The sequence below is a fragment of the Streptomyces sp. NPDC043854 genome, assembly GCF_056436005.1.
The window spans coordinates 223,393-236,261 of sequence record NZ_JBWKDK010000006.1; the positions used below are offsets into that span (position 1 = coordinate 223,393).

Below are 12,869 nucleotides of genomic sequence, written 5' to 3' on the forward strand. Positions count from 1 at the left end.
GCGGGCCGGCTACCGCTGCGTCTTCGTGTGGACGTAGTCCACCAGGCGGGTCAGGGCCTCCGGGTCGGTGGTCGGGAGGACGCCGTGGCCCAGGTTGAAGACGTGGCCCTCGAGGCCGGCGGCCGCCGCCAGGACCTCGTCAGTCTTGGCCTCGACGGCCTCGGCGGTGGAGAAGAGCACTGCGGGGTCGAGGTTGCCCTGGAGCGCCTTGCCGGGGCCGACGCGGCGGGCCGCCTCGTCCAGCGGGACCCGCCAGTCGACGCCGACGACGTCCGCGCCGGCCTCGCCCATCAGGCCGAGCAGCTCGCCGGTGCCCACGCCGAAGTGGATCCGCGGGATGCCGTAGGAGGCGACGGAGTCGAAGACCTTCGCCGAAGCGGGCATCACCGAGCGCCGGTAGTCCGCCGGGGCGAGGGCGCCGACCCAGGAGTCGAAGAGCTGGACCGCCGAGGCGCCGGCCTCGATCTGGACCTTCAGGAAGGCGGAGGTGATCTCGGCCAGGCGGTCGAGGAGGTCCGCCCACAGCTGCGGGTCCCCGTACATGAGGGCCTTGGTGTGCTCGTGGTTGCGGGACGGGCCGCCCTCGACGAGGTAGCTCGCGAGGGTGAAAGGCGCGCCGGCGAAACCGATCAACGGCGTGGAGCCCAGTTCACCCGTGAGCATGCCGATGGCCTCGGTGACGTACGGGACGTCCTCGGGGGTGAGGTCGCGCAGCTGTGCGAGGTCCTCGCGGCGGCGGATCGGCTGCGCGACGACCGGGCCGATGCCCGGCTTGATGTCGAGGTCGATGCCGATGGCCTTGAGGGGCACGACGATGTCGGAGAAGAAGATCGCCGCGTCGACCTTGTGGCGGCGCACCGGCTGGAGGGTGATCTCGGTGACCAGGTCGGGGCGCATGCACGACTCGAGCATCGCGGTGCCCTCGCGCACCTGGCGGTACTCCGGCAGGGAGCGGCCGGCCTGACGCATGAACCACACCGGGGTGTGCGGCACGGGCTCACGGCGGCACGCCTTCAGGAAGGCGGAATCGTACGTCTGACTCGGCTGGCCCGTCGGGCGGTCGTTGGCGCTCACGCCGCAGATCTTCGCACGTACGGCGAAGTGGCCCACCCGGCGCGGGTGTCCCTGCGCCGCGCGAGCCCTCGTTCCGCCTAGTCTTCCGGGCATGGCTGCGGCTCAGGGACGATTTTCAGATGGCGCCGACGGTGTGGACAGCGGGAAGGAGAGCTCCGTCCCGCTCCCGTTCCGACGGGCGGTCGAGGGGCTGGCGAAGGCGCGCCTGCGGCCGGGGATCGAGATCGACCCCGCGAGACCGCCGCAGCGGCTGGCGCCGTACGCCCACGCGCTGGAGGCGGCGGTCGTGGAGGGCGAGGACGACCTGGCCGACGGCCGGCTGATCCTGCTGCACGACCCGGCCGGGCACGAGGCCTGGCGCGGCACCTTCCGGCTCGTGACGCTGGTCCGGGCGGAGCTGGAGCCGGAGATGGCCGCGGACCCGCTGCTGCCGGAGGTGTGCTGGTCCTGGCTGACCGGGGCGCTGGAGGCGCGCGGGCTGTCGTACGGGGAGGCGGGCGGCACCGTGACGATGGCGGGCTCGCACTACTTCGGCGGGCTCGCGGAGCGGCGGCCGGCGACGCAGATCGAGATCAGGGCCTCGTGGACCCCGCGCGAGGGGGTGGGCGGGGTGCCGGACACCGCCGGGCACCTGGCGGCGTGGTGCGAGCTGCTGTGCCAGGTGGCGGGGCTGCCGCCGCTCGGTCCGGGGGAGTCGGGGCCCGGGGTGGTCTCGCTGCCGCAGCGGCGCGGGCCGCACCACCCGTAGCGGTGGTCCGTACGGCGGCCCCGGGTCACCCTCGGGGCGCTCGGGTCACTCCTCGGGGCGGCCGTCCGGGGAACGGCTGATCGAAAGAGTGCGGGGGAGTGCCGGATCACGGGACGGGTTGCGGGCTTCTGATCACACGATGATCGATCGTGCGTCCGAATTGCCCGAATTGTTACTCACCAAATCGTGATCATTCCCTAAAGCCGGGCGGGTGACGTGCCGAAGGAGGAGTCAGTGACCATCCGCACGGTTCGCACCGGCTTCCTTCCCCGAGCCGGCCGTCCCGCCACTCCCCCAGGAGGCCTAGGTGTCCGTTCTTCTCGAGCAGCCCGCAAGCCTGGTCGCCTACCGCCCGAACAAGCCGACGGCCATGGTCGTCGTGGCCGACCCGCGCGTCCGTTCCACCGTGACCCGCCATCTGTGGGCCCTCGGAGTACGTGATGTCATCGAGGCGTCGTCCATCGCGGAGGCCCGCCCCCGGATCGGCAGTCCGCGCGACATCTGCGTCGCCGACGTGCACCTGCCGGACGGCTCCGGGCTGACCCTGCTCTCCGAGACCCGCGCGGCGGGCTGGCCGAACGGCCTGGCCCTGTCCGCCGCCGACGACATCGGCGCGGTGCGCAACGCCCTCGCGGGCGGGGTCAAGGGCTACGTCGTCACCGGCACCCGGACCAACATCGGGCTCCCCACCCGGCCCGGCGCCGCCCCCATCGGTGCCGCCGCCGCCCGCATGCACCGCCGCCCCCCGGGTGCCCCGAGCCACCCGGGCGGCTACCGCGAGCTCTCCGGCCGCGAGGTCGAGGTCCTGCGCCTCGTCGCCGAGGGCCAGTCCAACAAGGCCATCGGCGTCTCGATGGGGCTGTCCGCCCTGACCGTCAAGTCCCACCTCGCCCGGATCGCACGCAAGCTGGGCACCGGCGACCGGGCCGGAATGGTCGCCGTCGCGCTGCGGACCGGCATCATCCACTGAGCTCGCCGCCGCCCTCCCTTCCGCCCTCCCCGCCGCCTTCCCCTCGGCCCCCGTCGGTCGGCCTCCCCGTCCCCCTACCTCGCTCCGCCCGCAGCCTTCCCCCGACCGCCCGACCGCCCGACCTCCCCTCCCGGCGACCGGCTCCCCCACGAACCGCCGGCACCGGGGTTTCCCCCCGGCGACTCCGGGGGGAGCCGCCGCTCCTCCCCACCGCGCCCGTCGACGGAACGTTCCGGCGACGGGCGCGTCCCATCCGCGGATACCCTTGAGCGGTGACCGACGCCCAAGAGACCGCAGCAGACCTGCGCACCACCACCGGGGGCGGCCCCCCGGACGACGTCGACAAGGCGCCGATTCCCTTGCTCGAACCCCGCGAGGGGATCCCCCCGGTGGTCGCCGACGAGGACGCCCTCGCCCGGGTGATCGCGGCATTCGCCGCGGGCACCGGCCCCGTGGCGGTCGACGCCGAGCGCGCCTCCGGATACCGCTACGGCCAGCGCGCCTACCTGGTGCAGCTGCGCCGCGAAGGCGCGGGGTCCGCGCTGGTCGACCCCACCGGCTGCCCCGATCTGTCCGCGCTGGGCGAGGCCCTGTCCGGGACCGAGTGGATCCTGCACGCCGCCACCCAGGACCTGCCGTGCCTGCGCGACATAGGCATGGTCCCGACCTCCCTGTTCGACACCGAGCTCGCCGGCCGGCTCGCCGGCTTCCCCCGCGTGGGGCTGGGCGCGATGGTCGAGAGCGTGCTCGGCTACGCGCTGGAGAAGGGGCACTCCGCCGTCGACTGGTCGACCCGCCCGCTCCCCGAGCCGTGGCTGCGCTATGCGGCGCTCGACGTCGAACTGCTGGTGGACCTGCGCGACGCGCTGGAGAAGGAGCTGGACCGGCAGGGCAAGCTGGAGTGGGCGCGGCAGGAGTTCGACGCCATCGCCGCCGCCCCGCCCGCCCCGCCGCGCAAGGATCCCTGGCGCCGCACCTCCGGCATGCACAAGGTGCGCCGGCGCCGGCAGATGGCCGTCGTGCGCGAGCTGTGGGAGTCCCGCGACCGGATCGCGCAGCGGCGTGACGTCTCGCCGGGCAAGGTGCTGAGCGATGCCGCGATCGTCGAGGCCGCGCTCGCCCTGCCGGGGAACGTGCACGCGCTGGCGGCCCTGCCCGGGTACGGGCAGCGGATGGGCCGGCGCCAGCTGGAGCAGTGGATGGCCGCCGTGGACCGGGCGAAGGCGCTGCCCGAGAGCGAACTGCCGCAGCCGGGGGCCGGCCCCGCGGGCCCGCCGCCGCCGCGGGCGTGGGCCGACAAGGACCCGGCCGCCGCGGCCCGCCTGTCGGCCGCCCGGACGGCCGTGTCCGCGCTCGCCGAGCGGCTGGCCCTGCCCCAGGAGAACCTGATCACCCCGGACACCGTCCGGCGGCTGTGCTGGGAGCCGCCCAAGCGGCTCGACCAGGACACCGTGGCCGGCGCCCTGGTCGGCTACGGCGCCCGCCTGTGGCAGATCGAGCAGGTGACCCCGGCGCTGGTCACGGCCCTGGCCGCGACCGCCTGACCGTACGCGCACCCCGTGAGCCCCCGGCCCGCAGGCCGGGGGCTCACGCATGTCCGCGCCATCCCGCGAAGACGGCGGAGTGTGACCTTCACCGCTCCTCGGCGAGGGGGTGTGCACACCGGTTACTCGCAAGTAGCATGGGCGGGTGAGCGGGCGCTCAGGACCTCGTGCCGGGCCGCCCGCCGCGCAGCAGTGCACACCCGCACCTGGAGGAGAGCCAACGTGCCTCGTACCGTCAGGGACGTCGTCTTCGTCGACGGCGTCCGCACCCCGTTCGGCAAGGCGGGCCCGAAGGGCATCTACCACGAGACCCGCGCCGACGACCTCGTCGTGAAGGCGATCCGGGAGCTGCTGCGCCGCAACCCGGACCTGGACCCCAAGAAGATCGACGAGGTGGCCATCGCCGCCACCACGCAGATCGGCGACCAGGGCCTCACGCTGGGCCGCACGGCCGGCATCCTCGCGGGCCTCCCGCAGTCCGTCCCGGGCTACTCGATCGACCGCATGTGCGCCGGCGCGCTGACCGCCGTCACCTCGGTCGCCGGCTCGGTCGCCTTCGGTGCGTACGACGTCGCCCTCGCCGGCGGTGTCGAGCACATGGGCCGCCACCCGATGGGCGAGGGCGTCGACCCGAACCCGCGCTTCGTCTCCGAGAAGCTGGTCGACGAGTCCGCCCTGTTCATGGGCATGACCGCCGAGAACCTGCACGACCGGTACCCGACGATCACCAAGCTCCGCGCCGACCAGTACGCCGTGCGCTCGCAGGAGAAGGCCGCCAAGGCGTACGCCGACGGCAAGATCCAGCAGGACCTGGTCCCGATCTCGGTGCGCAACACCAACGCGGAGGTCGGTGAGACGGGCTGGGGCCTGGTCACCTCCGACGAGCCGATGCGCCCGGGCACCACGCTGGAGAACCTGGCGAACCTGAAGACCCCGTTCCGTACCCACGGCCGGGTCACCGCGGGCAACGCCGCCGGTCTCAACGACGGCGCCACCGCCGCGATCATCGCGTCCGAGGACTTCGCCCGCGAGAACGGCCTCCCGGTCAAGATGCGCCTCGTCTCCTACGCCTTCGCGGGCGTGGAGCCGGAGGTCATGGGCTACGGCCCGATCCCGGCCACCGAGAAGGCCCTGGCCCAGGCCGGCCTGACGATCGACGACATCGGCCTCTTCGAGATCAACGAGGCGTTCGCGGTCCAGGTCCTCGCCTTCCTGGAGCACTACGGCATCGCCGACGACGACGCCCGCGTCAACCAGTACGGCGGCGCGATCGCGTTCGGCCACCCGCTGGCCTCCTCCGGCGTCCGCCTGATGACGCAGCTGGCCCGCCAGTTCGAGGAGCAGCCGCACGTCCGCTACGGCCTGACCACCATGTGCGTGGGCTTCGGCATGGGCGCGACGGTCATCTGGGAGAACCCGCACTTCGACACCGAGGGAGACTCCAAGTGAGCACCACCGCTGAGCTCCTGAAGGGCGCGGCCGAGCTGTTCCCGGACGAGGTCGTCACGCAGGCGCACGTCCGCCACCTCGACCTGCCGTACGGCGCCGGGCGCTTCGCGCTCATCACGCTGGACAACGGCTTCGACCACACCAAGCCGACCACCTTCGGCCCGCAGTCGCTGGCGAACCTGAACGCCGCCGTCGACCAGGTCGAGAAGGAGGCCGCCGAGGGCGCGATCGCCGGCGTCGGCCTGACCGGCAAGCCGTTCATCTTCGCGGTCGGCGCCGACCTCAAGGGCGTCGAGCTGCTGAAGGCGCACGACGAGGCGCTGGCCATCGGCAAGGGCGGCCACGACGTCTTCAAGCGTCTGGCGGGCCTGGCCGTCCCCACCTTCGCGTACTACAACGGCGCGGCGATGGGCGGCGGTGTCGAGGCCGGTCTGCACTGCACCTACCGCACCGTCTCCAAGGCGCTGCCGGCGTTCTCCCTCCCCGAGGTGTTCCTGGGCCTGGTCCCGGGCTGGGGCGGCTGCACGATCCTGCCGAACCTGATCGGCGCGGAGAAGGCGGTCTCGGTGATCATCGAGAACTCGCTGAACCAGAACAAGCAGCTCAAGGGCAAGCAGGTCTTCGAGCTCGGCATCGCCGACGCGATCTTCGAGGGCGCCGACTTCCTGGAGCAGTCCCTGCTGTGGACCGCCAAGGTCCTCAAGGGCGACGTCACGGTCGAGCGTCCCGAGGTGGACCGCGGCGAGGCCTGGGACCAGGCCGTCGCCAAGGGCCGCTTCATCGCGGACGCCAAGGTGCACGGCGCGGCCCCGGCCGCGTACCGCGCCCTCGACATCATCGAGGCGTCCAAGGACGGCGACCTGCAGAAGGGCTTCGACGCCGAGGACCAGGCCCTGGCCGACCTCATCATGGGCGGCGAGCTGCGCTCGGGCATCTACGCCTTCAACCTGGTGCAGAAGCGCGGCAAGCGCCCGGCCGGCGCCCCGGACAAGTCGCTGGCGCGCCCGGTCACCAAGGTCGGCGTCGTCGGCGCGGGCCTGATGGCCTCGCAGCTGGCGCTGCTGTTCCTGCGCCGCCTCGAGGTGCCGGTGGTCCTCACCGACATCGACCAGGAGCGCGTCGACAAGGGTGTGGGCTACGTCCACGCCGAGATCGAGAAGCTGCTGGGCAAGGGCCGCATCAACCAGGACAAGGCCAACCGCCTCAAGGCGCTGGTGACCGGTGTCCTGGACAAGGCCGAGGGCTTCGCGGACGCGGACTTCATCATCGAGGCCGTGTTCGAGGAGATGACGGTCAAGCAGAAGGTGTTCGCGGAGGTCGAGGCGGTCGCCCCGGCGCACGCGATCCTCGCCACCAACACCTCCTCGCTGTCGGTGTCGGAGATGGCCTCCAAGCTGCAGCACCCGGAGCGCGTGGTCGGCTTCCACTTCTTCAACCCGGTCGCGATCCTCCCGCTGCTGGAGATCGTCCGCGGTGAGAAGACCGATGACGCCTCGCTGGCCACGGCCTTCGGTGTCGCCAAGAAGCTGAAGAAGACCGCGGTCCTGACGAAGGACGCCCCGGCGTTCGTCGTGAACCGCATCCTGACCCGCTTCATGGGCGAGATCCAGAACGTCATCGACGAGGGCACCCCGGTCGTCACGGCGGAGAAGGCCATCGAGCCGCTCGGCCTGCCGATGTCCCCGCTGGTGCTGCTGGAGCTGGTCGGCCCGGCCATCGGCCTGCACGTCTCCGAGACCCTGAACCGCGCCTTCCCGGAGCGCTTCAAGGTCTCCCCCAACCTGAAGGCGGTCGTCGAGGCCGGCAAGCGCGGCTTCTACGTCTACGACTCCGGCAAGCCGGAGCTCGACCCCGAGGTCGCCGCCCTCCTGGTCCAGGGCGACTCGGTCCTGACCGAGGAGCAGGTGCGCGACCGCGTCCTGGACGCGGTGGCTCAGGAGATCGGCCTGATGCTGGAGGAGGGTGTCGTGGCCGAGGCCCAGGACATCGACCTCTGCCTCATCACGGGCGCCGGCTGGCCCTTCCACCTGGGCGGCATCACGCCGTACCTGGACCGCGAGGGCGTCTCGGAGCGCGTGAACGGCAAGAAGTTCCTCGCCCCGGGCCTGGCGAGCGTCCCGGCCTGAGGCCGGCGGCGCCTGCCTGACGGCGGGTGAGCACTGCGGACGCCCGTCCCCCACCTGGGGGGCGGGCGTCCGGCGCTTGCGGGGACCCGCACCCGGGGCCCGCCGTCCGGGCTGGCAGAATACGGTGCCATGGCGGATGGCAAGAGACCTTTCAGCCGCCGGACCCTTCTGTTCGCGGGCGGCGCGGCGGCCGCCGGGCTCGCCACGGGCGGACTGACCTGGGCGCAGCGGCCCGGTTCCGACGAGGACGGGGGCCAGGACGCCGCCACCCCGCCGCAGGTGGGCGATTTCGACCTGCGCACCGGTGCGGAGCTGCTTGCGCCGGCGCCGCTGTTCAACACGACGGGTCCGCAGTCCTTCGCGTTCGACGACACGAACGGGCAGGTCTACACCCTCCAGGTGGTGCAGGACGGGATCCGGCTCGACGACGAGCAGGAGGCCGTCGAGTACGACGACCGCAAGTCGGCCGGCGATATGTGCCTGACCCGGTTGGACGCTTCCGGGAATACGCTCGGACACATGTATCTGCGCGGCTTCGGCCACGGAATTTCCTTCGGTGTCGAGCCGACCGGGCAGCGCACGTACATATGGCTGGAGGGCCGGGCCGATCCGGAGAACGGCTACGGCCGGACGGTGGTCCGCGTGCCGTTCAGGGACGGTGCCGTGCTGGACAGCTCCCACGACTCCGTACGGCATTTCGATCCGGTGCCCGGCGCCACCGCCGTCTGCCCGGCGCTCGACCTGGCGGGCGAGCGGGTGCTGGTGAGCCACGAGGAGGAGGGCGTGCACCGGTTCTCGGTGTACGGGATGGCGGATTTCCTGGCCGGGCGCTTCACCGCGGCCCAGACGATCAAGGCCGGTGTGCAGGTCAAGGAGGAGGAGTGGTTCCAGGGCTGCGCGCTGTACGGGGACTTCGTGTACGTACTGACCGGAAATCCTTATACCGGGAAGAACGGGCGTAATCCGCGGAAATCTGGCGGGAATACCTATGTGTCCGCAATCGACGTGCGGACGGGTCAGGCGCAGGGGCGCCACAAGGTGACCGCGGCCCGGGATCTGCCCTACCGGGAGCCCGAGGGAATCGCGGTGCGCCGGGCGGGTTCGCAGGCGGGTTTGTGCGTCGGATTTTCCGTGAAGGCGAAGGACCGGCGCGAGCTGACGGTGTATCGGTTCACGGGCTGAGCGCCCGCCGGAGGGACGGTCGTCACATATTTGTGTGACGGGGCCCGTAATCATTGGCCTGTGGTTCACGGCACGTTCTAGAGCCGTGCATGAGGCTGCTTATACTACTGCGACACTTCACACGATTCTTATACCTCCATGGGGGAGGCACCGCACCATGGGCTCAAAGCGGCTGCGCGCCGCACTCGGCGTTCTGATCACTTCCGGGCTCATCCTCAGCTTCCTCGGGATGCTGGTCGCGGTCGCGTTCGTCTCCCTCCCCCTCTTCGTCGCGTGCGCCGCGCTCAGCTACCTCGCCGACCTGATGCTCCACAACACGGAGTCGACGACCCTGGAGCGGCTGCGCGACTCGCGCTTCGGCCTCACCATGCGCTTCCTGATCCGGCAGTTCCTGCTGCTGGGCCTGTGCGGGGCCATCGCCGACATCGAGTCGTTCGTGGCGCAGATGACCACCATCGGCCTGCTGCTGCTGTTCATCCTCCAGCTCGCGTACGGCGCGCTGCTCAAGCACGTCCGCAAGTCGCGCAACGAGCTGCCGTTCACCACGCGCGGGCTGGACCTGGAGGCCCTCGGCATCCGCCGCATGCCCCACCCGTTCCTGATGAACAAGCACGTCCGCAAGACCCTGCACCTGGACATCCCGCTGGTCGCCGGATCCCTGGCCACCATCGCGACGGACGACTGGCGCTGGGTCACGTACGGCATGATCACCACGGTCTTCCTCGCCTACTTCTCCCTGCTGGTGCTGGTGCCCGACGCGCGCAACGCGCTGAAGCTGCCCACCACCGACGAGGCCATCGACGAGCTCAACCACCAGCTGGCCGAGTACCGGCCCCAGGTCGCGCTCTACTTCACGTTCGCCGCCATCTCCAAAGACTTCATGTACCAGGTGAACATGTGGCTGGAGGCCCTGGAGGCGCTCGACCTGCGGCCCATCATCGTGCTGCGCGAGCGGGCCACCCTGCGCTACCTCGACGCGACCCCCGTTCCCGTCATCTGCGTTCCCAAGGCGGACAATCTCGCCCGTATCGAGATGAACGAGCTGCGTGTCGCCCTCTACCCGGGCAACGCGGGCAAGAACGTGCACATGCTCCAGCGCGCCGAGGTCAAGCACGTCTTCATCGGCCACGGCGACAGCGACAAGCTCGCCAGCAGCAACCGCGTCAGCAAGGTCTTCGACGAGATATGGGTGGCCGGCCGGGCCGGCCGCGACCGCTACGAGCGCATCAAGCACGCCGTCACCCCGCACCAGATCGTCGAGGTCGGCCGCCCCCAGCTGGCGCCCCTGCACCCCTGGACCGGCAAGGTGGCGGGGCAGATCCCGACCGTCGTCTACGCCCCCACCTGGGAGGGCTGGACCGACGACGCCTGCTACACCTCCGTCATCCCGGCCGGCGAGAAGCTGATCCGGGCGCTGCTCGACGACGAGCGCGAGATCCGGATCATCTACAAGCCGCACCCGCTGACCGGCTCCCGCTCCCCCGAGGCCGCCGCCGCGCACCGCCGCGTCATCGCCCTCCTGGAGGAGGACAACGCCCGGCGCTTCGGCCGCAACCTCACCGACTCCAAGACCGCGGCCAAGAAGCTCGCCCGCATCGACCAGCGCATCGCCGACCTCTCCGAGCGCGGCGTCCGCTCCAAGTACCCCGACCTCACCGAGGAGGAGCGGACCGCGCGCATCCGGCGCAGCCGCAACCAGGCCGGCGCCCTGTACTGGAGCGCCATCCCCGAGGCCGCGCACCACGTGGTGACCGAGCGGATCCCCGCCCTGTACGACTGCTTCAACCAGTCGGACCTGCTGATCGGCGACATGTCGAGCGTCGTCTCCGACTTCGTGGCGACCCGCAAGCCGTACGCGATCTTCAACCTGGAGGGCCTGCCCGACCAGGAGTTCCGCAACGAGCAGCGCACCGCCTACGCCTCCTACCTGCTCGACGGCGACTGCAACGGCCTGGCCGAGGCCCTCGACGCGACGCTGAACCCGAGCCGGGACGTCATGGCGCCCTACCGCGACCAGCTCAAGGAGTACCTGCTCGGCCCGGAGTACCCGCCCTCGGTCGTCCGCTTCAACGCGGCCGCCAACGACCTCTACCGGCGGGGGCTGCGCGACTTCCCCATCGAGTACCCGGAGCCGGACGAAACGCGCTTCCCCGTCTAGCCGGCCCCTCCCCGCAGCACCAGCACCACCAGCACCACCCCGTCCCCACCCACGCGTCCCCACCGCGTCAGCACCGCCACCCCGCACCACCAGCTCAGGAAGTAGGAGACCGTGTCCTCCAGACCTGTCCCCCACCGCACCATCGCCGTCGTACTCGCAGGGGGCACCGGCCAGCGCATCGGGCTCGAGATCCCCAAGCAGCTGCTCAAGATCGCCGGAAAGTCGATCCTGGAGCACACCCTCCACATCTTCGAGAACGCGCCCGACGTCGACGAGGTCATCCTCCTCATGACGCCCGCGTACGTGGACGACGCCCGCCGCATCGTCGAGAAGGCCCGCCTGCGCAAGGTGACGGACGTCCTCGCGGGCGGCTCCACCCGCAGCGAGACCACCCTGACCGCCATCCGGGCGGCCACGGAGCGGCTCGGCGAGGGCGAGGACTGCAACCTCCTCTTCCACGACGCGGTGCGCCCCCTGCTCTCCCAGCGCGTGGTGCGCGAGTGCGTCGAGTCCCTGGAGCGCTACCAGGCCGTCGACGTCGCCATCCCGTCCTCCGACACCGTCATCGTGACGCGGACCCACGGCGACGACGGCGAGTTCATCACCGAGGTCCCCGACCGCTCCCGGCTGCGCCGCGGCCAGACCCCGCAGGGCTTCCGGCTCTCCACCATCCGCGCCGCGTACGAGCGGGCGGCCGCCGACCCGTTCTTCCAGGCGACCGACGACTGCTCGGTGGTCGTGAAGTACCTGCCGGACGTCCCCGTCCACGTGGTCGCCGGCGACGACTACAACATGAAGGTCACCCAGCCGGTCGACGTCTTCATCGCCGACAAGCTGTTCCAGCTCGCCTCCCACGCCGCCCCCGCCCAGGCCGGCGAGGACGCCTACCGCGAGCAGCTGTCCGGCAAGACGATGGTGGTCTTCGGCGGCTCCTACGGCATCGGCGCCGACATCTGCCGGATCGCCGAGGGCTTCGGCGCCCGCGTCTTCGCACTCGGCCGCTCCACCACCGGTACGCACGTCGAGAACCTCGACCACGTCGAGGAGGCCCTCGCCAAGGCCTACGCCGAGACCGGCCGGATCGACCACGTCGTCAACACCGCGGGCGTGCTGCGCGTCGGCCGCCTCGCCGAGACCGACAACGAGACCATCCGCGAGGCACTGGAGGTCAACTACCTGGCCCCGGTGAACATCGCCCGCGCCTCCTACAAGTACCTCAGCGAGACCCAGGGCCAGCTGCTGCTGTTCACCTCCAGCAGCTACACCCGCGGCCGCGCCGAGTACAGCCTGTACTCCTCGACCAAGGCCGCCATGGTCAACCTGACCCAGGCGCTCGCCGACGAGTGGGCCGAGGACGGCATCCGCGTCAACTGCGTGAACCCCGAGCGCACCGCCACCCCGATGCGCACCAAGGCCTTCGGCCGGGAGCCCCAGGAGTCGCTGCTGACCTCCGAGTCGGTGGCCCTGACCTCCCTGGACGTGCTGGTCTCCGAGATGACCGGCCATGTGATCGACGTCCGCAAGCAGGACCCGACGTCGTCCCCGGCGCAGCGCTCCGGGTTCGAGGCGGCGCTCGCCTCCGTCCTGATCCAGACGTCGGAGGACCAGGGGGTCTAGG

9 protein-coding genes are annotated in these 12,869 nt (G+C 71.4%); 8 read left to right on the plus strand and 1 reads right to left on the minus strand.

Going from position 1 to position 12,869, the window contains the following annotated elements:
- Positions 1–9: 9 nt before the first annotated feature.
- Positions 10–1,074 carry a uroporphyrinogen decarboxylase gene (gene hemE, locus AC068A_RS08785; protein WP_478582673.1) on the minus strand — a complete coding sequence of 355 codons (1,065 nt, stop codon included), beginning with the start codon at positions 1,072–1,074 and terminating at the stop codon, positions 10–12.
- 91 nt (positions 1,075–1,165) lie between these two features.
- Between hemE and AC068A_RS08790 the strand changes: the two genes are divergently transcribed.
- From AC068A_RS08790 to AC068A_RS08825, 8 genes are all read left to right on the plus strand, one after another.
- The gene (locus tag AC068A_RS08790; protein WP_478582676.1) at positions 1,166–1,822 is read left to right on the plus strand and encodes a DUF3000 domain-containing protein; all 657 of its coding nucleotides are present in this window, start codon (positions 1,166–1,168) and stop codon (positions 1,820–1,822) included.
- Between the two features lie 307 nt (positions 1,823–2,129).
- Positions 2,130–2,792, plus strand: a complete 663-nt coding sequence (locus AC068A_RS08795; protein WP_179175361.1) for a response regulator transcription factor — start codon at positions 2,130–2,132, stop codon at positions 2,790–2,792.
- 272 nt (positions 2,793–3,064) lie between these two features.
- The gene (locus AC068A_RS08800; protein ID WP_478582679.1) at positions 3,065–4,336 is read left to right on the plus strand and encodes an HRDC domain-containing protein; all 1,272 of its coding nucleotides are present in this window, start codon (positions 3,065–3,067) and stop codon (positions 4,334–4,336) included.
- Between the two features lie 222 nt (positions 4,337–4,558).
- Complete coding sequence (locus AC068A_RS08805) at positions 4,559–5,785, plus strand: thiolase family protein (RefSeq protein ID WP_478582681.1); 1,227 nt, start codon at positions 4,559–4,561, stop codon at positions 5,783–5,785.
- Positions 5,782–7,911, plus strand: coding sequence for a 3-hydroxyacyl-CoA dehydrogenase NAD-binding domain-containing protein (locus AC068A_RS08810; RefSeq protein WP_478582683.1), 2,130 nt, complete (start codon positions 5,782–5,784; stop codon positions 7,909–7,911). The genes AC068A_RS08805 and AC068A_RS08810 overlap by 4 nt, the downstream gene beginning before the upstream one ends.
- 129 nt (positions 7,912–8,040) lie before the next feature.
- Positions 8,041–9,093: a phage baseplate protein gene (locus AC068A_RS08815; protein ID WP_478582684.1), complete on the plus strand. Its 1,053-nt coding sequence runs from the start codon at positions 8,041–8,043 to the stop codon at positions 9,091–9,093.
- A 157-nt stretch (positions 9,094–9,250) separates the two neighbouring features.
- A complete protein-coding gene (locus AC068A_RS08820) occupies positions 9,251–11,251 on the plus strand; it encodes a hypothetical protein (protein ID WP_478582686.1) in 2,001 nt (666 codons plus the stop codon).
- Between the two features lie 111 nt (positions 11,252–11,362).
- Positions 11,363–12,868 (plus strand): SDR family NAD(P)-dependent oxidoreductase, encoded by a 1,506-nt coding sequence (locus AC068A_RS08825; RefSeq protein ID WP_478582687.1) that lies wholly within the window; start codon positions 11,363–11,365, stop codon positions 12,866–12,868.
- Position 12,869 lies beyond the last annotated feature (1 nt).

Coding starts and splice junctions, on each gene's coding strand:
- AC068A_RS08790 (WP_478582676.1), top strand. CDS start 1,166: ATGGCTGCGGCTCAGGGACGATTTTCAGATGGCGCCGACGGTGTGGAC.
- AC068A_RS08815 (WP_478582684.1), top strand. CDS start 8,041: ATGGCGGATGGCAAGAGACCTTTCAGCCGCCGGACCCTTCTGTTCGCG.
- AC068A_RS08820 (WP_478582686.1), top strand. CDS start 9,251: ATGGGCTCAAAGCGGCTGCGCGCCGCACTCGGCGTTCTGATCACTTCC.